The organism is Streptomyces sp. NPDC047117 (assembly GCF_040643545.1).
GTDB lineage: Bacteria > Actinomycetota > Actinomycetes > Streptomycetales > Streptomycetaceae > Streptomyces.
In genome coordinates this window covers 63,327-83,779 of the sequence record NZ_JBEYUN010000018.1, presented here as the reverse complement: position 1 = coordinate 83,779, position 20,453 = coordinate 63,327, and the positions used below count along the sequence as shown (strand labels likewise).

The following is a 20,453-nucleotide window of genomic DNA, read 5'->3' as shown; positions in this document are numbered from 1 at the left end:
AGCAGAGTCAGGGCATGAGCGGCGGATCATGTCGGGGCCACGGGCTTGTGGCGGGTACGACGACTGTGCCGTGGCCAGCCACCACCTCCCGGATTCGCTACGGATACGATCCGTCGGACAGAACCTCAGGAGGGGAAGCGTGGCCGAGACCAGCACCACCCGATCCGTCGCCAGTGAAGCGCAAGAGGCACCACAAAGTCGGCTGCGGCGCCTCATGCGCTACATCCCCCTGATCGCCCCCGTCCTGCTCTGGGCCGTGCCGTGCTGGGTTCTCCTGCACACCGGCCAGCACTGGCCGCTCCCCGTCACGCTGATCGGCACCACACTGTTCGCCCTCGGCCTGATCGGTATGCCGCTCGCGATGATGCGCGGCCACGGGCGGCGCCAGCAGGACCGGGCGGCGATCGTCGGCGACACGCTGCTGGGCAGCATGTGGGTCTTGTTCACCTGGTCCGTTCTGCTCGGCGTCCTGCTGCGGCTCGCCCTCACCGTGGCCGGCGTCGGTGCCGGACAGGACCGGGCGCGCATCGTCACCTGGGCCGTCCTCGGCGTAGTCGCCGTACTGCTCGCCTGGGGGTACGCCGAGGCCCGACGCGTGCCACGCGTGCGCCGACTCGATGTGCAACTCCCCCGCCTGGGCACCGGGTTGGACGGCACCCGAGTCGTCCTGATCACCGACACCCACTATGGTCCGCTCGACCGCACCCGGTGGTCGGCACGGGTCTGCGAGACGGTGAACACCCTGGAGGCCGACCTGGTCTGCCACACCGGCGACATCGCGGACGGCACCGCCGAACGCCGTCGCGCCCAGGCCGCCCCACTGGGCACCGTGCAGGCGACTCGGGCCCGTGTCTACGTCACCGGCAATCACGAGTACTACAGCGAGGCCCAGGGTTGGGTCGGCCTGATGGACGAGCTGGGCTGGGAGCCGCTGCGCAACCGCCACCTGCTGCTCGAACGCGGCGGTGACACCCTCGTGGTCGCCGGCGTCGATGACGTCACCGCCGAGTCCTCAGGACTGGCGGGCCACCGCGCCCACCTCGACGGAGCCCTCCACGGCGCCGACCCCGACCTCCCCGTCCTCCTCCTCGCCCACCAGCCCAAGTTCATCGACCGCGCGGCGGCCCACGGCATCGACCTCCAGCTCTCCGGGCACACCCACGGCGGCCAGATCTGGCCCTTCCACTACTTGGTCCGCCTCGACCAACCGGCCCTCGCCGGCCTCAGCCACCACGGCCCCCGCACCCTCCTCTACACCAGCCGCGGCACCGGCTTCTGGGGCCCGCCCTTCCGCGTCTTCGCCCCCAGCGAGATCACCCTGCTCGTACTCCGCTCCCCACAGCAGCCCCCCTCGTCCTAGAGGGTTGAGCAAGCCGGCACGTCCGCCCGGAGAGGCCCAAGAGCGGCGTTCTAGCCGAGGAAACTCAGCCGAACCTGCCGACGAGGATTGTCGGCGTTCGTGTCCGCCAACCCTCGCCGAGGCAATCGGCGCATTCACCAATAAAGCGCGCCACAAGTCCCGAGGCGACGAGGCGGCGGCCCGTCCCGGGGTGCGAATGGGAGCAGCCTCATGGCCCCTCCAGGTACGGTGCCAGGTGATGCAGGCGGGTGTAATAGTCGGGATGCGAGGACAGAAGCTTCCCTGAGATGCTGGGCTTGCCACCGCGAGCCGTGGCTCCAGTGTCAATCGCTGCCGCACTGCCGCACCCGGACAACGCGAAAGCCTTTACACGTCCGCTTTCCCGTTCTACCGCCTGCATCATGTGCAACACCTCGGCGAGCATCGGCCCGAAACCGGCCGCTGCCGCATGGTGATCTGCCCGCAACTCGGCCCGACGCGCCAAAGCGGCGAGCAGATACGGGGTAACGACCAGCGGAAGGGCGACGAACCAATAGGACAGTGCGGCCACCAGCACGGTGCTGCCCACCGCCAGGAGCAGCACTGCCGCCCAAATTCCCATGCGTCCACGACCAATGACGGCGACGATTCGCATAAGCCCCCGTACAGCGGACCACGCGAGCCGTGCCGGAACCGCGTACCAATGCCCCAGTAACGAAGACCATGTGTGACCACGAACATGGTGCCCCAGTTCATGGGCGAGGACCGCGGCCAGCTGACCATCGGACAGTCTCTCCAGCGCAAAGCGGGTAACGCCCACGATGTGGCCCGCCGCGGCCAGTGCGTTGAGATGATTGCTGTCCTCGATCCACAACTCGTAGGCACGGCCCTCGATGCCCGTCCGAGCTGTCACTTCTCGCCACAGCGGTTCCAGCCGACCCATTTCCTGCGGGGTTGGGTGACGGAGGCTCAGCAGATGGCGGGCCAGGACTCTCTCGGTGGGCCGGTGGAATGCCATGGCGCCCGAAACGAGCCAAAGCAGACCCCCCAGCCAATCCACGGCAGGAAGCAAGGCGTGGGAGAGCACCGCCACGATGGCCAGACTTACGAGGAACGAGGGCAGATACAAGAGCAACTGCCCCCAAGCCGTGGCATCAATGCCCCGCTGCCGCTTTGCGAGGTGCACCCGTCCACGGCGACGGCGTTCCTCATGCGGTGGACGCCTCCCCGCGCCCGGATCGAATCGTGTTGCCGATTCGCCGATGAAATGGTCGGCACCAGGCTGCGCCGCGCTACCGGGGTACTGCGACAGGGGTGGAATGGCCTCGCCCTGACAGCGCGGAGGCGGCGACGCCACAGCATCCGGGTAGTCCGAAGGCTCGGCACGGGGAGTGCGGCGGGAGCAGGCGGCATCGGAAGGGGTGACCATGGGCTCTTCCTGTGTATTCGTACGACCGGAACGTGATGGCACCGTGAGAAGCGGGTCGTCGGGGGGTCTTCAGCCAACGAGCCGCGCGACGGGCAAGAGCAGCATTCCCGCGCAATAGGCGCCCAGGCCGGCACGGATCCACCGGTGTTTGGCTCCGACGATGCGGCTGTTCTGAGCCAACGCCTCGAGTACTCCCTCGGTCTGATGCGCTTCGGTGACGGCGAGCGCCTCAGCGAGCCGGCAGTCGTTCGTGGCCCGGCTGATGTCTCCGAAGTACGTCAAGGGCCGTCCAGGAGACCACCGGCCGGTGCCGTAACGGGGCACAACGGCGAGGAGCAGGCACACCAGCGCCCCGGCCAAGGCGGCCATAGCCGCCCACAACAGCACACTCCCGGCGGCGGAGAGCCGTAACGGAAGCCGCCCTCGGGCCGCGAGCAGACCGACGAGCAAGCTCACCGTCATACTCATGACTCCCAGAAGCAGAGATGCCTTGCTGTCCGCACGGGCCGCCTCGGTCCGCAGTTCCGCGAGCAGACGGGCCCCCGCGACCGGAGCTTCGGTCCCACCGCAGCTCATCGCCCCTCCTCGGAGCTGTCGGCGGACGCCACGTTCCTCTCCTTGCGGAAACCCACCGAGGGATCGTCGGTACCGGCCCAGGACACAGCCTCCTTTGTGGCAGGAGCTGCACCAGCGATGTTGCGGGCGAGAAACCCCTCCATGATCTCCACGGCCTGCTTGTTGAGACCCGCCCGCTGGTAGTCCTCCAGGTTCCCTTCCTTCAACACCAGCAGGGCGGCCTCGGACTGGTGTCGGATCAGGTCCGCCTGATCCTTGCGCAGATTCTCCAGCACCAGCCGCGAGTCCTCCGGGTGCTCCGCCAGATGCAGGGCCCACATCGCCACGCCACCTCGCTGTAGATACTGCTCGTAATAGCGGATCTTGGCTGCCTCCAGCTCCCTCACCCTTTCCTGCTGGCAGCCCTGCAGCATGACCAGCTCATGCTCGTGCCTCGCCTGCTCCACGTTCCGCTCCGCCCTGGCCCGGTCCTCCTGCAACGCCAAGCCGTGCGACAGACCCAACTGTTCATCGGCGTACCGGATGCGGCGGACCTCCTGCTGATGGACGATCGCGGCATCGTCCAGTCTCAGCCGGACGGCCCACGACGTGCGCAACCCGGCCTCGCCTCCCAGCTCGCCCGCGTCGGCGATCGCCCGGCACACGGCGCGTTCGGCACCCGCGCTCTCCTCGATGGGGAAGCTGCGGCTGACCGGGCGCATCAGCCGCTCCAGGCTGCGCTTCAAGAGGGCGGGCACGTCTCGCTCTCCACTGGCCACGAACTGCTCCGGCCGGGAGACCTGCCAGGTCAACTCCACCTCTACGGTGAAATCGAAGGCATCGATGTTGCTGGGCATCAGAAGTGAAGTAGCGCAAGTGTGCACCCCCATGTCGACTTCATAGACCGCGGTGTACCGCCTGACGGCGAACAGAGAGCGCGCTGGTCGGCGGGGCGGCAGATAGACCTCGAAATCCCCCTTGTCCGTGGTGAAGACCAGCGCATTGTCGATCCGGCTGTAACCCCTGCGGTGGTCGAAACGGGACAGCTGACGCACAGTCAGTACTGGATCGGCCAGGTCACTGTGCCGGTCCGCGCCCTGGTGCCAGTCGGTCTCGCGATGGAGGTCCGCCATTGCTCTTTTCTCCTCACTCAGTGGTGATCCGGAACTTGGCGGCCCGCGGCCGCAGGTGGGGCCGCGGCGCCTCGCAGCGCGGCCATCAGGCGGCCGGCCACCGCGGGCGGGTCGCCCCCGCGTCGCCCGCACAACGTCCCGAGCATGTGGTCGAGGCGCTTACGGTCCTCGAGTGATGCGACGAGCGTGGGAAGCAGGATGGTCAGTTGCCGCTCGATCTGCGCATCGCTATCCGCCTCGAGGACCCAGCCGGCCAGGGCCTTCAACGCGTCGGCGGTGTACCGGAGATCGGCCAGGGCGGTCTGCCACAGCAAGATCATCCGCTGCCCGTCCTCCGCGCCCGATGAGGCGGCCTCCGCGTACCACCGCAACAGCAGCCGGCTGTCGGCGCGTGTGCATGCGAGCACGAACGCGTGCAGCGCCAGCTGCCGGCCGGACGGCTCGTCCTGGAGCAGTTCGAGCAGCCGCCGCAGCACCTGGCTGCGCACCGGATCCGATTCATCGCTCAGCAGCAGCGCGACGGATTCGGCGATGTGCTGCGCCTCCTGATCGTCGCCCCCGGTGCGGGCGGCATCCGCCAGCGCCTCCAGCGCTTCGTCGGGCATGCGGGGGCCCACGAGGGCATAGGCCCGGATGGCTGTCCAGCGAGGACGTGGTTCGGCCTCGTCGTCGCACCAGGATCGTAGGATCCGTGGGATGTTCGGGGCACCGACGGCGTACGCCGTCGCCAGAGCGTTGGCGGCGACGAGACGGTCGCGGTAGAGCTTCGACGTCGCCCAGCCTTCGATGAGCAGAGCCATCGCCGACGGCAGGTCGGTCTCGGCCAGCACGGCAGCGGTCACTGCCGCACGGGTGCGCACCAGCGGCCGTCCGTCCTGGGCGAGCTTCCGGAGCCACGCGAGCAGAGCCGGCCGCGCAGAGGGGTGGCTCGTCCACACTTCTCGGAGGACCTCGCCCGCAGCTCTGCGCTCCTCGAAGCGGGCCATGCGCTGGAGCACAGGGCCCCACTCGGTATGTTCTTCCTGCCAGTACTCGACGGCTCGGGCCAGACGCAGGCGCTTGGTGATGGACGTCCCGAAGATGCCGACGCGGGGCTCGCTCCCGGCGTCCTCGGTTCTCTGGAACTGCCCGTACAGGGAGTCGCTGAGCTCTGCGGTCAGGGCATAGGCGGCCTCGTCGAACGCCGCCAGGGAGATGAGGAACGCCTTGTCCCGGAGTTGGGTTTCATCGCTTCCGAACCATTCCTGGACCTGGTCCCGGACCAGCATCGGGCCGACGCCCGCCAACTCCTCATAGGTCATGGTGCCGTCCGCGTGCGCGGCCAGGGCCTCCGCGAACGCCGCCGCCTCCCGCAACTGGTGGTCGTCCCGGCCGAGGAACTCCCGGGAGAGCGCCAGGGCCAGCAACTCGTTCTCCTTCCGAGGGTCCTGTACTCGGGCGTGCAGGTGCGCCCGGAGCACGGCCTGGGGCGAGGGCGGCTTCCACGCGACGACGTCTACGCCCCGCAGGGTCGCGAACAGGTCGACGGTGATGACCATGTAGGCGTCCTTCTCCCGGAGGCCGTCCCGTACGGCCCACAGGTCGATGTCGCGCAGCGGGTTCTCCTTGCTCGTCACCAGATCGCTGATGAGGTAGCCGAGCGAATCGCCGTTCATCTCGTCCGGCAGCGCCGTCGGCCGGGTGTTGGGATCGATGGCGCGTACACGCGCGACGTCCAGGGATCGCAGCAGCATCAAAGCGGCGCTGCGACGGCCGGTGAAGGGCGCGCTGGACAGAACGAGAACCCGTTCCTCGCGCAGCCGGTCGCGAAGGGGGTGCACGAGTTCCTCGTACCCGGCGAACACCTGCGCCAGGTGTTCGAGTTCGGACGACGGGATGTTGCCGGAGGTACGGGTGGCGGCGCCAATACGGTAGTGGTGCTCCACCTTGGTGCCGAGGACGACGTCGCCTACGACACTGCCCCCACTGACACCGGTCTGAGCGCCGCCGACCAGGCTGCCACCGACGAAGGCCGGTACGTGTTCGTACAGCTCCCGCCTGGCGGCCCAGGGGTCCTGCGGGCGATCATCCGCCGCGTTGGCGTGCTCGCCATTCGTCTGCTCCTGCCTGTCGGCCGCCGGGTCGGTGTCATCCTGGGACGCATCCCCAGGCTTGTCACCGGGTTGCTCGCTCACGGCCGCTCGCTCCCGCTCTCACGCCGGGTACTGCCCATGATCACGTCGCCTGTGACGCGGCCGCCGCTGACTCCGGTCTGGTCACCAATGACCTGGCTGCCGCCGAATGACACGGTCCCCCCGTTGAACGTGACGTCCACCCCACCCTTTGCGGGCGCTGCGCCAGGCGCTTTCCCGACTGCGTCGTCCTGCGTACCCGAGCCATCGCTCCCGCCGGACGGGGGCTCCGAGGCAGGGGCGGTGATGCCGTACGGGAGCGGACCGTGCAGCCACAGCTCGAGCCGGTCCTTCTTCACGGCCACGGGAGCGTGGTGGAACTCCTCCGGGCGCAGGCCGCGGTGTCCATGACGGACCACGCCTTCGTAGACGGAGGGCGACACACCCAGCGCGCAGTCCGCGTCCCGCTGTGCGAGGGCCTTACGCAGGACCTCGGAATCGAGCAGCCGGCAGGACTGATTGAGATCGTGACCGACGAGCCCACCGACCGTGCCGCACTTCGGATCGAAGGCGACCTCTCCCGCGGCCAGGACCATCCGCAGCCGCATCTGTGCACTGCTCGACGCCAGCCGGTTGTACTGGCGCAACGCATCCGGAGTAGTCGTCAGCAGAGCCCGGAGCAGCGCAGTTTTCGGGATGTCGGAACTGACCAGAACGATCAGCCCGTCCCCGCGGTCCTCGCGGTACTGCATGTTCCGCTCGACACCAGCCTCGGCGAGGGTGTCCTCCACCGCATTGTGCAGTTCCCGGCGCAGGCAGGCCTGCGCCACATCGTCCCGTCGGCTGAAGTCCTCGATGTCTAGCAGCAGAATGGTGCGGTTGACGGGGTCTCTCAAGGCCAGGCTCATACGTGCCTCTCGGACGGTCGGGCTCGGTCCGAAGCACTATCCCGCGAGGGTCTGACAGTGGAGAAGGAACACCTGCACACAGCCTCTGTAACCGATGGCACACAACCCGCATCGGCTGCGTGTCCTTTGACTATCCGCCGCCGGCTATCCGGCGCAGCTGGTCCGGGCGAACGATCACCAGCCCCCTCCGGCTGGTGCGGACGATGTCGCGCTCCCGCAACTCCTTCAGAAGCCTCGCCACCGCCTCGCGCGAAGAGCCGACCGCACCTGCCAGCTCATGTTGGCTGAGGCCGGCTGTCAATCGCACACCCTCTGCGTCCTCCGCACCGTGTGTGCGCGACAGTTCCAGGAGCAGGAGCGACAACCGCTCACGAACCCCGAGGGCTCCTTGCTCCACACGTCGCCGGTCGCTGGCGCGTGTTCTGTCCCCGATAAGGCTGAGCAGCTGGAGAGCAGTTTCCGGAAACTCCGCAAGATGGTCCAGGAACTCGCCGCGCTCGATCGCGACGGCCTCGACCTTGCCGATCGCAGTGACCATCGCCGAGCGTGGACGGCCACTGACCGCGGAGGCTTCACCGACGACGTCGCCCGGCCCTCGCAGGGCGAGTAGGGCTTCGTAGCCGTTGGCCGCGGAGTGGGTGACCTTGGTCCAGCCGGCAAGAATGATCATCACGTGGGTGGACGGTTCGTTCTGATGCACCAGAACAGACCGTGGGCTGTACACCAGGGGCCGCCCCAATGCCAGCAGCGCGACGCGTTCGGGGTGTTCCAGCCGGGCCAGGAACGGAACTTGGTCGTCGAGTCTGCCGGCTCGCGGGGGCGCCGCTGACCGGGTTACCCGGGGAACGGCCGCCGAGCCGTATCGCCCTCGCTCAGGCTCGGCCGTGCCGTGAGTCTCCATCCGCACTCCCCCCAGGCCAGGCAGTTCCGCCGCACTCCAGAGGAGCCTTCCCCTCACTCCGCTCATCCAGCCTATGACAAGAGGAACAGAGCGACCCGGTGGCATGCTTCCCCCCTGGCACCGATCTGCGCCTTGCCCCGAGTGAACGGGCCTGACGAGCGCCGTCCCTCAGCCGTTCCCAGGGAGCACCCGCAGCTGCCACGGCGTACGCCGCGCGTCCCGTCGGGGGCTTCATCAGCGCCGCGTTACGTCCGGGCCATGAGGCACCCGCAAGGTGAGCGCCTCACCGCTGAACGGCAGTCCTTCCGCGAAGCCCGCGCCGGGAAGCCGCGGAGATGTTCGCGGACGTGCACGACAACGCCGTTCTGGCCAAGCAGCTACGGGCCACGGAGCGCTTGATACAGCACTGACACCGCGCACCGCCTCGTCCCCGCCCCCCACCGCGGACGAGCACGCGCTTTCCGCCTTCTGCTCGCAGAACGTCGCACCCGTAAGTACGACAAGATGCAGTTCGGCGACACGCGTTAGCCGAGGAAGCTCAGTCGAACCTGACGCCGCGGATTGTCCCCGTTCGTGTCCACCAGGCAGATCGACTGCCACGTGCCCAGGGCGAGGGTGCCGTTGGTTACGGGGAGGGTGGCGTGGGGTGGGACGAAGGCGGGGAGGACGTGGTCGCGGCCGTGGCCGGGGCTGCCGTGGCGGTGGCGCCAGCGGTCGTCGGCGGGGAGCAGGTCCTGGAGGGCGGCGAGCAGGTCGTCGTCGCTGCCCGCGCCGGTTTCGATGATGGCGATGCCGGCCGTGGCGTGCGGGACGAAGACGTTGAGCAGGCCGTCGCGGCCGGCCGCCGCCTCGGCGAGGAACGCCGAGCAGTCGCGGGTGAGGTCGTACACGGTCTCGCCGGAGCCCGTGCTGATGTTCAGTACGTGGGTCGTGAATGCGTTACTCATACTCCCCATGATCGGCGATCCCGCGGAAACCGCCGAGCTGACACACTGCCGCAACAAAGGTCCACGGGCCGAGACGCCGATTGACCGGCCTTCGTCCGCGCGGCTACGTTCTGCGACATGTCTACGTCAGCCTTGCTCACCACGCGCGGTCACATCGACCTGCTGCGAGTGGCTTCCGCCGCCTGTCGCGGCTGCTGACGCACTTTCAGGTCAGAGCCCGGCCGCCTGGCCGCTGCCCACCGTCGTGGCACCCCCACCCTCACCGTGGCCGTCGCGCCCATAGCGTTCGTCGCACCCGTTTCCTTGCTCTGCTGTGCGTCTGGATGCGCATGCGTACGTAGTACCTGAGGGCGGGGGCGGCGTGGCGGTGTGGCGCGGTGCGTTGCGCCGGGCTGGGGGCCTTGCCCTTTCGCCGCTCCCCCTTTCTTGCCTCTCGCTCGTGGAGCCTTCATGTCGCTCGATCAGGCCGCTGTGGCCGATCAATCTTCTTCGCCGCCCGGTGTATCTCCTGTGTCAGTTTCTTCGTCGGCGGATGCTTTGGCGGAGTCGTCGTCCCCGGTTTCCGGCGGTGTCTCCAGGGCCGCGCCCGAGCTCGTTACGCTCGTCCCGGTTTCGGCGCGGCGGCGCTCCGTGCCGCGGTGGCTGCGGCGCACCGTGGGGCCGGTGGGACTGCTCGTGCTGTGGCAGGTGCTGAGCGGGACGGGTGTGCTGCACCCCGACATCCTCGCCTCGCCCGGCACCATCGCCCGTACCGCCGGGGGCCTCGTCTCCGACGGCACTCTCCCCTCGGCCATGCTGGTGTCGGTTCAGCGCGTACTGGTCGGGCTGGTGCTCGGCGGGGTCGTCGGTATCGCGCTCGCACTCGCGTCCGGGCTGTCGCGTCTGGGTGAGGACCTGGTCGACGCGACCGTGCAGATGCTGCGCTCCATCCCCTGGGTCGGCGTCATCCCGCTCTTCATCATCTGGCTGGGCATCGGCGAGGCGCCGAAGATCGCGCTGATCGCGCTGGGGGTGGCCTTCCATCTGTACCTGAATGTCTACGCAGGGGTCCGTGGCGTGGACGCCCAGCTGGTCGAGGCGGGGTCCTCACTGGGGCTGGGGCGCTGGGGGTTGGTCCGGCACGTCGTACTGCCGGGAGCGTTGCCGGGCGCGATGACCGGGCTGCGGTACTCGCTCGCGACCGCGTGGCTCGCGCTGGTCTTCGGCGAGTCGGTCAATGCCGACGACGGCATCGGCTTCCTGATGAACCAGGCACGGGAGTTCTTCCGTACCGATGTGATCGTGGTCTGCCTGATCGTCTACGCGCTGCTCGGCCTGCTCGCCGATTTCCTCGTCCGTACCCTCGAAAGGCTGCTGCTGCAATGGCGACCGACGTTCACGGGGCAGTGAGCCCGAAGACCGCGGGAGCGCCCGCTCCCGATGCGGCTCCGGATGCTGCTCCCCATATCGATACCAGTGCCGATGTCGATACCAAAGGCGATGTCGATACCAATGCCGATGTCGACGGTGGTTCCGCCGCTGTGCGGGTGGCCGGGCTCACTCGGTCGTTCGATGGGCGTGCGGTTATTGATGGGCTTGAACTGACCGTGCAGCCCGGCGAGTTCGTTGCGTTGCTCGGTCGCAGTGGCTGCGGGAAGTCGACCCTGCTGCGGGTCCTGGCCGGGCTCGACCGGGAGATCGAGGGCGAGGTGTCGGTACCGCGTCGCTCCGCCGTCGCCTTCCAGGCGCCGCGGCTGATGCCGTGGAAGAAGGTGTGGCGCAACGTCCTGCTCGGGCTGCCCGGCCGTCCCGAACGCGCCGTTGCCGAGCAGGCATTGGGCGAGGTGGGGCTTGCTCACCGTACGGACGCGTGGCCCAAGACGCTCTCCGGTGGCGAGGCCCAGCGTGCGTCGCTGGCCCGGGCGCTGGTGCGCGAGCCCGATCTGCTTCTGCTGGACGAGCCGTTCGGCGCGCTCGACGCGCTGACCCGTATCAAGGCGCAGCGGCTGGTGGCCGAGTTGTGGCAGCGGCGCGGGTGCGCGGTACTGCTGGTCACCCATGACGTGGAGGAGGCACTGCTGCTCGCGGACCGCGCGGTCGTCATGGACCAGGGTGTGCTCGCGTACGAGACCGCCATCGATCTGCCGCGTCCCCGGGACATCACCGATCCGCGGTTCGCTGAACTGCGCGGCCGGCTGCTGGAACGGCTCGGCGTGGACGACACCGAGGTCACCCATGAGGGGCCCGAGAGTCGTGAGAGTGGCAAGAGTGCCGAACGACTTGCACATCCCGCTGGCGTCTGACCGCCCCATCGGCTCGACACCTACCCGTCCACCCACCTACCCGCCTGCCCACCCGATCGCCCGATCGCCCGATCGCCCGATGGCGAACAGAACGACGAACGGAAACGCTGTGATGAGATCCCGCCGACCGGTCCCCGCACTGGCCCCTGCCGCCGCCCTGCTGCTCCCGCTCGCGCTGCTGCTGACGGCCTGCGGTGGCGCGTCCCGGGCGGACGGCGGCTCCGCGGGCGGCAAGGGCAGTGGCTCCGACGGCAAGGGTTCGCTGACCCTGCGCGTCGGTGACCAGAAGGGCGGTTCGGAGGCGGTGCTGCGTGCCGCCGGTGAGCTGGACGACCTGCCGTACCGCATCGAGTGGTCGACCTTCACCTCCGGCCCACCGCTGCTGGAGGCGCTCAACGCGGGTGCCGTGGACATCGGTGGGGTCGGCAACACACCGCCGGTCTTCGCGGCCGCCGCGCAGCAGAAGCTCAAGGTCATCGCCGCCACGCACAGTTCCTCGGCCGGCGAGAGCATCCTCGTGAAGAAGGACTCGCCGCTGAAGCGGCCGGCCCAGCTCAAGGGGAAGACCATCGCCGTCGCCCAGGGCAGCTCGGCCAACTACCAGCTCGTCGCCTCGCTCAAGAAGGCCGGGCTGACGACCAAGGACGTCAAGCTCAGCTATCTGCAGCCGGCCGACGCGCTGGCCGCGTTCACTCGGGGCCGGGTGGATGCCTGGGCGGTGTGGGACCCGTACACGTCACAGGCGCTGGACCAGGCCGACGCCCGGGTGCTGACCACGGGGAAGGGCGTCGTCAACGGTCTGGCCTTCCAGGTCGCCGCGCCCGCCGCGCTGGAGGACAAGAAGAAGGCCAAGGCGCTCAAGGACTACAACGAGCGGTTGCGGCGCGCCCAGGCATGGGTGTTCAAGCACCCGCAGCGGTGGGCCGAGGCGTGGTCGAAGGAGACGGGGCTGCCGGAGAAGGTGGCGCTGGACGCGGTCCGGCGTACTCGCGGCACTGCCGTACCGGTCGCCGTCGACAAGGCCGCCGTCGCCTCCGAGCAGCGCATCGTCGACACGTTCGCGGACATCAAGCTGATCCCCCGCTCGTACGACTTCAAGGAGTACGTCGACACCCGCTTCAACGGCGACCTGCCGCCGTCGAGCACGGCTCCGCGGTCGTACGAGTCGCAGGAGTCGCAGGAGTCGCACGAGGGGAAGGGCCACTGAGGGGGCCGCCCTCCCCCGCGGGAAGACAACGGCCCCCGCCCTGGTTAGTAGAAATATGGACTACATCAGCGGGGCCCGTGACGTCGAGGTCGTCGTCATCGGTGCAGGTCAAGCCGGACTGGCTGCCGCATTCCACCTGCGGCGGCTCGGCTACGTCCCCGACCAGGACTTTGTCGTCCTCGATCACGCGCCGCGGCCGGGCGGCGCGTGGCAGTTCCGCTGGCCGACGCTGACCTACGGCCGGGTCCACGGCATGCACGCGCTCCCCGGCATGGAGCTGACCGGCGCCGACCCCGCACGCCCCTCCTCCGAGGTCATCGGCGAGTACTTCACCGCCTACGAGGACACCTACGGGCTGCGCGTGCACCGCCCCGTGCACGTCACCGCGGTCCGTCCCGGGCCGGAACCCGACGGCCGGCTGCTCGTCGAGTCCTCGGAAGGGGTGTACGCGACCCGGGCGCTGGTGAACGCCACCGGCACCTGGGACCGCCCGTTCTGGCCCCACCTCCCCGGGCAGGCGCGCTTCCGCGGCCGGCTGCTGCACACCGCCGGCTACCGGGGCCCGCAGGAGTTCGCCGGGCAGCGGGTCGTCGTGGTCGGCGGCGGCACCTCCGCCGTACAGCACCTGATGGAGATCGCCGAGGTCGCGGCGGACACGGCCTGGGTGACCCGGCGGCCGCCCGTCTTCCGGGAGGGGCCGTTCGACGAGGACCGCGGGCGCGCCGCGGTGGCCCTGGTCGAGGACCGCGTCCGCCAGGGCCTGCCGCCGCGCAGCGTGGTCTCGGTCACGGGCCTGCCGATGACCGAGGAGCTGCGCCGGGCGCGGGAGCGGGGCGTACTCGTACGCCGCCCCATGTTCGACCGGATCACCGAGACCGGGGTCCACTGGCCCGAGGGCGCGCGGGAGGACGGCGTCACCGCCTTTGAAGCCGACGCCATCCTCCTCGCCACCGGCTTCCGGCCCGTCATCGACCATCTCGCCCCGCTCCGCCTGCGGGGGCCGAGCGGCGGCATCCGGATGGCCGGTACCCGCGTCGCGGACGACCCTCGTATCCACCTCGTCGGTTACGGGCCCTCGGCCAGCACCATCGGCGCCAACCGGGCGGGCCGGGCAGCGGCGCGCGAGATACGCCAGCTGCTGGAAGCCGGCGTCCCGGCCGCCGCCTGAGCGACCACGCGAACCTTACAAATCAGTCACTCGAACCGCGAAGGGTCGCCCGCTCCTCTGCGTACGATCTCGGGCTCGTCGCCGGAGAAGTCGATGACCGTGGTCGGCTCGGTGCCGCAGTCGCCGGAGTCGACCACCGCGTCCACCACGTGGTCCAGCCGCTCCTTGATCTCCCAGCCCTGCGTCAGCGGCTCCTCCTCGCCGGGCAGGAGGAGGGTGCTGGAGAGCAGGGGCTCACCCAGCTCGGCGAGCAGGGCCTGCACGACGGTGTGGTCCGGGATGCGCACGCCCACCGTCTTCTTCTTCGCGTGGAGCAGCTGTCGCGGCACCTCCTTCGTCGCCGGGAGGATGAAGGTGTAGCTGCCGGGCGTCGCGGCCCTGATCGCGCGGAACACGTCGTTGTCGATGTGGACGAACTGTCCGAGCTGCGCGAAGTTCTGGCAGACGAGGGTGAAGTGGTGGCGGTCGTCGAGGTGCCGGACCGACCGGATCCGGTCGATGCCGTCACGGCTGCCCAGCCGGCAGCCGAGGGCGAAACAGGAGTCCGTCGGGTAGGCGACGAGCGCACCGGACCGGATGCTGTCGGCCACGGTGGTGATGGTGCGCGGTTGCGGGTTTTCGGGGTGCACGTCGAAGTACTTCGCCATCCACCGACCCTAGGCGATGTGATCGGGAGACGCATCAGAGTGCGCGCCGGGCACGATCAGCGGAAGTGATCCGTACCACGAGTCGGACATATCCGGAGTAGCGCAACCGGAGCACCTAAATCCGAATGAAAATTCTGGCGACGGTGGCGGAATTCCACTTGCGTCGATCCATGACTGACCCGCCGAACCGCCTCCCGGCGAGTGATCACGTCCGGCAGCTCCGACGGCCCGGCCGGCCGGATCGGTCTGGACCATTCCGTATTCTCCGGCGGTCGCGCTCGCCCTCCCGAAAGCCGTTGACACGGCGTGGAGCCGCTCGTTCGAATAAGGCGCCCTCGAGCAAACAGGAGTCACATGCGGTGACTTCCGGCTCGGGAATTACGGAGGGGAACGACATGAAGCGCATGCTCCTGACCGCCCTTGGTTCCGCCGCACTGCTCGGTGCGGCCGCCCTCGCCGCCCCGGCCGCAAGCGCCGCGGACGCCGGCGTCCAGGCCACTTACTTCACCATCTACCAGCACGACAACTACGGCGGCGGCTGGTGCAACTTCACCGGTGACGACAGCAGCCTTGCCAACAACTACTGGACCAATGCGTCCGGGGCCTGCAACGACGGCGCCAGCTCGATGAAGAACCGCACCAGCCACGACGTCGTGCTGTACCAGACGAGCGGCTACGCCGGAGACAACTACTTCGCGAAGAAGAACTCCGTCGACGGCGACTTCTCCAACAACAGCTTCGACAACAAGGCCAGCTCCGTCGACTTCCGCTGAGCCGGAAGGGCGGAAGGGCTTATCGACGGAGTGACCGCCCGTCGGAACGCCCGAATGGCGATGCGTCTGAATGACGGAACGTCGGAATGACTGAGTAACCAGCGGGTGGATGCCGGTGACAATCCGGCATCCACACGCTTCCGCGGCCCGAGGAGAACGATGAGAAAGCGCCGGGCGACCGCGGTCGTCTCGCTGGCCCTGCTGGCGGGCTGCGGAACCACCACCCAGGAGGCGCAGCCCGCCCGGGAGGCCCCACCTGCCGTCCCGGCGCCGCCGAGCCCCACCGAGCAGGTGAAGTCCCTGACTCTCCCGTTCGACCAGTACGAGCTGACCCAGAGCCAGTACAACGCTTCGCAGAACGCGACGGACGCCCTCATCCGGCAATGCATGAAGCGGAAGGGCCTGGACTGGGAGGTCATCGAACGGCCGACCCATGTCGCGGATCTGACGAACCGGCGGCGCTACGGAGTGGTGGAGATCAAGGTGGCGCGGGCTTACGGATATCACGCCCCCATTGCGCTGCGTGACCCCGACGGGACGAAAAGGGCGGACGAGAGAAGGCTCCGCACGCTGTCGGCCGCACAGCAGAACGCGGCCCTCGGGCAGGAAAACGGGAAGCAGCGCGGGCAGGGGAACGGAAACAATCAGGATCAGGACACCTGCAACGCGCAAGCCTCCGCCCAACTCGGCGATGCGGGCGGTGACTACACGCTCTTCAATGAGCTGAGCCCGAAGTACCTCAAGGACTCCCAGCAGGAGCCGGAGGTGAAGAGGGCGATGAACGAGTGGTCCCGCTGCATGAAAGCGGACGGCAAGGACTACGCCACCCCGTACGACGCCATGAACACCGAGAAGTGGTGGCAGGACGAGACGGCTCAGATCGGCGGAGCGGAAGAGCGGGCGACGGCCGTTCGCGATGTCCATTGCAAGGAAGAAAGCGGCCTGGTCGACGTCTGGTACGCGGCGGAGAGCGAACTGGAGAAGACGGCGGTCAAGAAGCACGCGAAATACTTCCGGACGCTGGAAGAAGGCAAGGAACGCCACCTGAAGGCCGTCGAGAAGGTCTTGTCGAAGTAAGTCGAGGTAAGTCGAGGTACCGGTTTTGGTCGGCGCCCGCCGCCGCTCAGCCCGGGAAGCGGTCGGTGCTGCGGAGGTGCCAGCGGCGTTCGGCGTAGGCCAGGTCGTCGCGCCACAGGCGTCCCGCGACGGCCCGCATGAGGGGGCGCAGTACGGGGGCCGCCTTGCGGGCAGCGGCGAAGCCGGGGCGCTCGGATGCGGCCACTACCGCTTCGATCACCGCGGTGCGCGGCCGGTTGCGGCCGTCGGGGGCGAGCGGGGTGGCGTGCGTCTCGACCACGGAGCCCTCGCCCTCGCCGTCGGTGATGTGCATGACCACCGTCCGGGGCTCCGGTGCGGTGAACACCGCCCGGACGGGCACCACGAGGCGGCCGGCGAGCCGGAACGAGACATCGACCGCGAAGCCGTCCCCGTCGCTGTTCGCGTCCCCGCACCCGTCCGCCGACGCGACCTCCTCCCTCGGCCCCTTCTCCTCCCCCGACGCGATCTCGTCCATCGGCCCGCACTTCTCCTCCGGCCCGCTCTTCTCCGCCGGGGCCGTCACGACCGTGAGGTCCACGAAGGAGTACGGGTGGAACCAGGCGCCGTGCCACGGGTCGAGGCGGTTGGCCACGACGTCCTCCGGCTCGCAGGTGCCGATGCCGGTGTAGACGGCCGCCACCGACCGGGCGAGCGGCGGACGTTGTGGGATGACCGGTTCGTCGAGTGGTTTCTCGCCGCCGACGTCGTCCAGGCGTACCCAGACCAGTACGCCGTCGTCGTGCACGGGCAGCGGTGACCAGCCGGCGAACGGGCTGCCGTCCAGGGCGAGGCCGTGCCAGTGGCAGACGAGCCGGCCGCAGCGCACGGGGCTGTCGCGCAGCGGCGCACCGAGGTGGGGGCAGGCGCCCGGGCCGGCGATCAGGCGTCCTTCGGGGCCGCGCCAGACGACCACTTCGTGTCCCGCGACGGTACGCGCCAGAGGGCGGGCGGGGCCGACGTCCCGGGTGGCGCCGACCACGAACCAGTTGCCCGAGGGGCGGGCCAGCGCGCGCCGGAGTGCCGCGGCGATCACCGCGGGCTTGGCGTCGCGCCAGGTCGGCCGCTGGCGCTCCCAGGGGACGGGGGAACGGCGCAGGCTGAGCGGGAAGCGCCCGCGTGCGGGACGGTCGTCGGCGGTCATCCGGTCTCCCCCGTTCCGGCCGGGCGCAGGAGCGCCTTCCCCGTGCTCGCCGGGCCCAGAAGTGCCGCGGGCCCGGCGCCCTTCGAGGGCGGAGTCTCGCGCGCCCGGAGTCGTGCGGCCGTCACCCTGGCGAGGCCGTCGAGGGCGACGGCCGCCCGGCGGCGCCTGGGTACGACGGCGCGCCGGTGGAGTACGGCGTGGCCCTCGGCGGCGATGGTGTCCAGGATCGCGCCGTAGAGCACGAAGGCGGTGCGGATGCAGGGGCGCGCCACCGGGTCCAGCATCGCCAGCCCCGGGGCGGCCTCCCGGTACACGCCGCGGGTGAGGTGCTCGGCGGCCCGCAGCGCATCGGTGATGCGGCGGTCGCGCTGTCCGGTGTCCCGGCTCCAGCGGAGCAGCGGGCGGTCGACGCCGTGTGCGGCGAGCAGGTCGGCGGGCAGGTAGATCCGGCCCCGGTCCAGGTCCTCCCCCACGTCCCGGAGGAAGTTGGTGAGCTGGAAAGCGACGCCCAGTGCTGCGGCGTGCGGAGCCGCCCGGTCACGCGGCACGACCGTGCCGAGTACGGGCAGCATCTGCAGGCCGATCACCGCGGCCGAACCGTGCATGTAGCCGCGCAGCTCTTCGTAGGTGGCGTAGTCGGTGACCACGAGGTCGTCACGCATGGACGCCATGAAGTCGGTGAAGTGGCGGGAGTCGATCCCGTACCGTGCGGCGGTGTCGGCGAGCGCGTGCACCACGGGCTCGGTGCTGTGCCCGTCGCGCAGCCCTGTCTCCAGGGCCCGTTGGAGGCGCTGCAGGGCCGCGCGCCGCTCCGTGGGGGTGGCACCGTCGTCGAGGTGGTCCACGATGTCGTCGGCCCAGCGGGCGAAGCCGTACAGGGCGTGCACGGCGGGGCGGCGGGCCGGCGGCAGCAGGCGTGTGGCGAGGAAGTACGTCCTGCCGTGCCGGGCGTTCAGGTACCGGCAGCGGGTGTACGCGTCGCGCAGGGCCGGGTCGGTGATGCCGGCGGCATCCAGTTCGCGGTCGGTCATCGCCGGGTGCCTTCCGTGGCCGGACGCGGGGCCCGGGGGCGGGTGCGGGGACGGGGCGGCGGGCCGGTCACCCGGGCGGCCGCGAGTTTGCCGGAGAGCAGGACGGTCGGTACGCCGACTCCCGGCGTGGTGCCGCAGCCCGCTAGGACGGCGTTCTCGGTGCCGCCGACGAGATTGCGCGGCCGGAACGGGCCGGTCTGCGCGAAGGTGTGGGCGGCGGAGAACGGCGTGCCGGCGGCGTGCCCTTGTGCGTGCCAGTCGGCCGGGGTGACCAGGCATTCCTCTTCGACCGCGGCGGCGAGGCCGGCGAGTCCGCGGCGTTCCAGTTCGCCGAGGAGTCGCGCCCTGTAGCGCGGCGCGAGGTCGCTCCACTGTGCCGCGCTCGGCCCGATGTCGGTGTTGGGGCAGGGCGCCAGGATGTAGTGCAGATGGCGTCCCGGCGGGGCCAGCGAGGGGTCGGTGGCGGTGGGGCGGGTGATGAGCAGGGACGGGTCGGTCATCGGGCGGCCGGTCGCGGTGAGTTCCTCGAAGGTGCGCCGCCAGGCGTGCCCGAAGGACAGCGTGTGGTGCGCCAGGTCCGGCCAGGTGCGGTCGGTGCCCGCGTGCAGGACGACCGCCGAGGGCGAGTGGCGCAGCCTTACGGGGCGGCGCGGGCGGCGGCCCAGCAGCCGGTAGGCGACGGGCAGATCGGGGGTGAGGACGACCGCGTCGCACGGGATGCGGCCCTGGGCGGTGTGGACGGCGGTGATGCGGTCGCCGGAGCGTTCCAGCCGGGTGACGTCGTGTTCGTAGCGGAGGTCGGCGCCCGCCTCGGCGGCGGCGTCCGCCATGGCCTGTGGCAGGGCGTGCATGCCGCCGCGCGGGAAGTACACCCCGGCGACGGTGTCCATGTACGCGATGACGGCGTACGCGGCCAGTGCGCGGGCCGGCGGGACGCCCGCGTACAGGGCCTGGAAGGTGAACACCCGGCGCAGCCGCTCGTCGCGCAGGTGGCGGCCGATCCTCGCGTCGAGCCGGCCGAAGCCGCCCAATGCGGCGAGCCGGGCCAGGTCCGGGTTGAGCAGCTGGAGCGGTGAGTCGAAGTTGGCGTCGATGAAGCGCCGCATCTGTGCCCGGTAGACCTGCTCCAGCCAGCGGCGCAGGCCCCGGTAGCCGGCTGCCTCGCCGGGGCCTGCGAAGCGTTCGATCTCGGCCTCCATGGCCTCGGCGCCGGTGTGCACGTCGAGCCGGCTGCCGTCGGCGAAGTGCGCACGGTAGGCCGGGTGCAGGGGGACGAGGTCGACGCGGGCGCGGAGGCTGTCGCCGACCGCGGCGAAGGCCTCGTCGGCGAGGTCGGGCATGGTCAGCACGGTGGGGCCGGTGTCGATGCGGTAGCCGCCGCGCTCGATCCGGCCTGCCCGGCCGCCGGGCAGCGCGCCGCGTTCGACGACCGTGACCCGGCGCCCGGCGCCGAGCAGGTGCAGGGCGGCGGCGAGTCCGGCGAGGCCGGCCCCGACCACCACGACGTGGTCGGTGGGGCCCGGCAGAGTCCTGGTCATCGTGTTCCTCCGTCGGCCGAGCGAGGTGGCGGACGCTGTGCGCGACGAGCCGTTTCATCTTCACTGCCGGTGCCCCGAGATCGGCGGTCGACACGAGGGCGGGGCGCACTTCGGCGCGAACCGCACTCAGGTGCGATTCGGACAGCCTCTGTAGGGCGGCGGGATCGCTGCGCCTCGGTACGGCGGGAAACGCGCCCTGCACGGGCCCGACATGGGTGCGACATGGGTGTGCCTCCGCGTGCCGC

At 69.9% G+C, this 20,453-nt stretch carries 19 protein-coding genes; 8 read left to right on the top strand and 11 right to left on the bottom strand.

Annotated elements, in window-relative coordinates; all coding sequences use genetic code 11:
• Positions 1–139: 139 nt before the first annotated feature.
• Positions 140–1,360, top strand: coding sequence for a metallophosphoesterase (locus ABZ840_RS29420; RefSeq protein ID WP_361564275.1), 1,221 nt, complete (start codon positions 140–142; stop codon positions 1,358–1,360).
• 208 nt (positions 1,361–1,568) lie between these two features.
• Here the strand turns inward: ABZ840_RS29420 and ABZ840_RS29415 are convergent, their stop codons facing one another.
• The 7 genes from ABZ840_RS29415 to ABZ840_RS29385 all read right to left on the bottom strand — a co-directional run bounded on the left by ABZ840_RS29415 (position 1,569) and on the right by ABZ840_RS29385 (position 9,323).
• Complete coding sequence (locus tag ABZ840_RS29415) at positions 1,569–2,768, bottom strand: M48 family metalloprotease (protein ID WP_361564273.1); 1,200 nt, start codon at positions 2,766–2,768, stop codon at positions 1,569–1,571.
• Positions 2,769–2,837: 69 nt separating this feature from the next.
• Positions 2,838–3,236: a Pycsar system effector family protein gene (locus ABZ840_RS29410; protein WP_361564270.1), complete on the bottom strand. Its 399-nt coding sequence runs from the start codon at positions 3,234–3,236 to the stop codon at positions 2,838–2,840.
• Between the two features lie 104 nt (positions 3,237–3,340).
• Complete coding sequence (locus ABZ840_RS29405) at positions 3,341–4,456, bottom strand: PE-PGRS family protein (RefSeq protein ID WP_361564267.1); 1,116 nt, start codon at positions 4,454–4,456, stop codon at positions 3,341–3,343.
• 17 nt (positions 4,457–4,473) lie between these two features.
• On the bottom strand, positions 4,474–6,630 hold the full coding sequence (locus ABZ840_RS29400) for a hypothetical protein (protein ID WP_361564264.1): 2,157 nt from the start codon (positions 6,628–6,630) through the stop codon (positions 4,474–4,476).
• Positions 6,627–7,475, bottom strand: a complete 849-nt coding sequence (locus tag ABZ840_RS29395; RefSeq protein WP_361564261.1) for a hypothetical protein — start codon at positions 7,473–7,475, stop codon at positions 6,627–6,629. Before ABZ840_RS29395 ends, ABZ840_RS29400 begins: the two co-directional genes overlap by 4 nt.
• Positions 7,476–7,605: 130 nt before the next feature.
• Positions 7,606–8,256 carry a Crp/Fnr family transcriptional regulator gene (locus tag ABZ840_RS29390; protein ID WP_361564497.1) on the bottom strand — a complete coding sequence of 217 codons (651 nt, stop codon included), beginning with the start codon at positions 8,254–8,256 and terminating at the stop codon, positions 7,606–7,608.
• 644 nt (positions 8,257–8,900) lie between these two features.
• Complete coding sequence (locus tag ABZ840_RS29385; RefSeq protein WP_361564259.1) at positions 8,901–9,323, bottom strand: secondary thiamine-phosphate synthase enzyme YjbQ; 423 nt, start codon at positions 9,321–9,323, stop codon at positions 8,901–8,903.
• A 117-nt stretch (positions 9,324–9,440) separates the two neighbouring features.
• On the opposite strand from ABZ840_RS29385, the gene ABZ840_RS29380 reads away from it, so the two are divergent.
• The 5 genes from ABZ840_RS29380 to ABZ840_RS29360 all read left to right on the top strand — a co-directional run bounded on the left by ABZ840_RS29380 (position 9,441) and on the right by ABZ840_RS29360 (position 13,980).
• Complete coding sequence (locus ABZ840_RS29380) at positions 9,441–9,521, top strand: putative leader peptide (protein ID WP_361564494.1); 81 nt, start codon at positions 9,441–9,443, stop codon at positions 9,519–9,521.
• A gap of 252 nt (positions 9,522–9,773) precedes the next feature.
• The gene (locus ABZ840_RS29375; protein ID WP_361564256.1) at positions 9,774–10,712 is read left to right on the top strand and encodes an ABC transporter permease; all 939 of its coding nucleotides are present in this window, start codon (positions 9,774–9,776) and stop codon (positions 10,710–10,712) included.
• A complete protein-coding gene (locus ABZ840_RS29370) occupies positions 10,685–11,605 on the top strand; it encodes an ABC transporter ATP-binding protein (RefSeq protein WP_361564253.1) in 921 nt (306 codons plus the stop codon). The genes ABZ840_RS29375 and ABZ840_RS29370 overlap by 28 nt, the downstream gene beginning before the upstream one ends.
• Positions 11,606–11,717: 112 nt before the next feature.
• Entirely contained in the window at positions 11,718–12,812 is a 1,095-nt protein-coding gene (locus ABZ840_RS29365; RefSeq protein ID WP_361564250.1) for an ABC transporter substrate-binding protein, read from the top strand.
• A gap of 55 nt (positions 12,813–12,867) precedes the next feature.
• Positions 12,868–13,980: an NAD(P)-binding domain-containing protein gene (locus ABZ840_RS29360; RefSeq protein WP_361564248.1), complete on the top strand. Its 1,113-nt coding sequence runs from the start codon at positions 12,868–12,870 to the stop codon at positions 13,978–13,980.
• A gap of 26 nt (positions 13,981–14,006) precedes the next feature.
• Here the strand turns inward: ABZ840_RS29360 and ABZ840_RS29355 are convergent, their stop codons facing one another.
• The gene (locus ABZ840_RS29355) at positions 14,007–14,627 is read right to left on the bottom strand and encodes an L-threonylcarbamoyladenylate synthase (RefSeq protein WP_361564245.1); all 621 of its coding nucleotides are present in this window, start codon (positions 14,625–14,627) and stop codon (positions 14,007–14,009) included.
• 395 nt (positions 14,628–15,022) lie between these two features.
• On the opposite strand from ABZ840_RS29355, the gene ABZ840_RS29350 reads away from it, so the two are divergent.
• Both ABZ840_RS29350 and ABZ840_RS29345 read left to right on the top strand, forming a co-directional pair.
• Positions 15,023–15,400 (top strand): peptidase inhibitor family I36 protein, encoded by a 378-nt coding sequence (locus tag ABZ840_RS29350; protein ID WP_361564243.1) that lies wholly within the window; start codon positions 15,023–15,025, stop codon positions 15,398–15,400.
• A gap of 105 nt (positions 15,401–15,505) precedes the next feature.
• Positions 15,506–16,477 carry a hypothetical protein gene (locus ABZ840_RS29345; protein WP_361564240.1) on the top strand — a complete coding sequence of 324 codons (972 nt, stop codon included), beginning with the start codon at positions 15,506–15,508 and terminating at the stop codon, positions 16,475–16,477.
• A 46-nt stretch (positions 16,478–16,523) separates the two neighbouring features.
• On the opposite strand, the gene ABZ840_RS29340 is transcribed toward ABZ840_RS29345, so the two are convergent.
• The 3 genes from ABZ840_RS29340 to crtI are packed head-to-tail and all read right to left on the bottom strand — an operon-like array spanning position 16,524 to position 20,208.
• The gene (locus ABZ840_RS29340) at positions 16,524–17,639 is read right to left on the bottom strand and encodes a DUF5914 domain-containing protein (RefSeq protein WP_361564237.1); all 1,116 of its coding nucleotides are present in this window, start codon (positions 17,637–17,639) and stop codon (positions 16,524–16,526) included.
• The gene (locus ABZ840_RS29335; RefSeq protein WP_361564235.1) at positions 17,636–18,670 is read right to left on the bottom strand and encodes a phytoene/squalene synthase family protein; all 1,035 of its coding nucleotides are present in this window, start codon (positions 18,668–18,670) and stop codon (positions 17,636–17,638) included. Before ABZ840_RS29335 ends, ABZ840_RS29340 begins: the two co-directional genes overlap by 4 nt.
• Complete coding sequence (gene crtI, locus ABZ840_RS29330; RefSeq protein ID WP_361564233.1) at positions 18,667–20,208, bottom strand: phytoene desaturase family protein; 1,542 nt, start codon at positions 20,206–20,208, stop codon at positions 18,667–18,669. Before crtI ends, ABZ840_RS29335 begins: the two co-directional genes overlap by 4 nt.
• Positions 20,209–20,453 lie beyond the last annotated feature (245 nt).

What these genes read in the sequence shown, in the direction of transcription:
- ABZ840_RS29415 (WP_361564273.1), bottom strand. Translation starts at nt 2,768, where the DNA reads ATGGTCACCCCTTCCGATGCCGCCTGCTCCCGCCGCACTCCCCGTGCC.
- ABZ840_RS29410 (WP_361564270.1), bottom strand. Translation starts at nt 3,236, where the DNA reads ATGAGTATGACGGTGAGCTTGCTCGTCGGTCTGCTCGCGGCCCGAGGG.
- ABZ840_RS29405 (WP_361564267.1), bottom strand. Translation starts at nt 4,456, where the DNA reads ATGGCGGACCTCCATCGCGAGACCGACTGGCACCAGGGCGCGGACCGG.
- ABZ840_RS29395 (WP_361564261.1), bottom strand. Translation starts at nt 7,475, where the DNA reads ATGAGCCTGGCCTTGAGAGACCCCGTCAACCGCACCATTCTGCTGCTA.
- ABZ840_RS29385 (WP_361564259.1), bottom strand. Translation starts at nt 9,323, where the DNA reads ATGAGTAACGCATTCACGACCCACGTACTGAACATCAGCACGGGCTCC.
- ABZ840_RS29380 (WP_361564494.1), top strand. Translation starts at nt 9,441, where the DNA reads ATGTCTACGTCAGCCTTGCTCACCACGCGCGGTCACATCGACCTGCTG.
- ABZ840_RS29375 (WP_361564256.1), top strand. Translation starts at nt 9,774, where the DNA reads ATGTCGCTCGATCAGGCCGCTGTGGCCGATCAATCTTCTTCGCCGCCC.
- ABZ840_RS29370 (WP_361564253.1), top strand. Translation starts at nt 10,685, where the DNA reads ATGGCGACCGACGTTCACGGGGCAGTGAGCCCGAAGACCGCGGGAGCG.
- ABZ840_RS29365 (WP_361564250.1), top strand. Translation starts at nt 11,718, where the DNA reads ATGAGATCCCGCCGACCGGTCCCCGCACTGGCCCCTGCCGCCGCCCTG.
- ABZ840_RS29360 (WP_361564248.1), top strand. Translation starts at nt 12,868, where the DNA reads ATGGACTACATCAGCGGGGCCCGTGACGTCGAGGTCGTCGTCATCGGT.
- ABZ840_RS29355 (WP_361564245.1), bottom strand. Translation starts at nt 14,627, where the DNA reads ATGGCGAAGTACTTCGACGTGCACCCCGAAAACCCGCAACCGCGCACC.
- ABZ840_RS29350 (WP_361564243.1), top strand. Translation starts at nt 15,023, where the DNA reads ATGAAGCGCATGCTCCTGACCGCCCTTGGTTCCGCCGCACTGCTCGGT.
- ABZ840_RS29340 (WP_361564237.1), bottom strand. Translation starts at nt 17,639, where the DNA reads ATGACCGCCGACGACCGTCCCGCACGCGGGCGCTTCCCGCTCAGCCTG.
- ABZ840_RS29335 (WP_361564235.1), bottom strand. Translation starts at nt 18,670, where the DNA reads ATGACCGACCGCGAACTGGATGCCGCCGGCATCACCGACCCGGCCCTG.
- crtI (WP_361564233.1), bottom strand. Translation starts at nt 20,208, where the DNA reads ATGACCAGGACTCTGCCGGGCCCCACCGACCACGTCGTGGTGGTCGGG.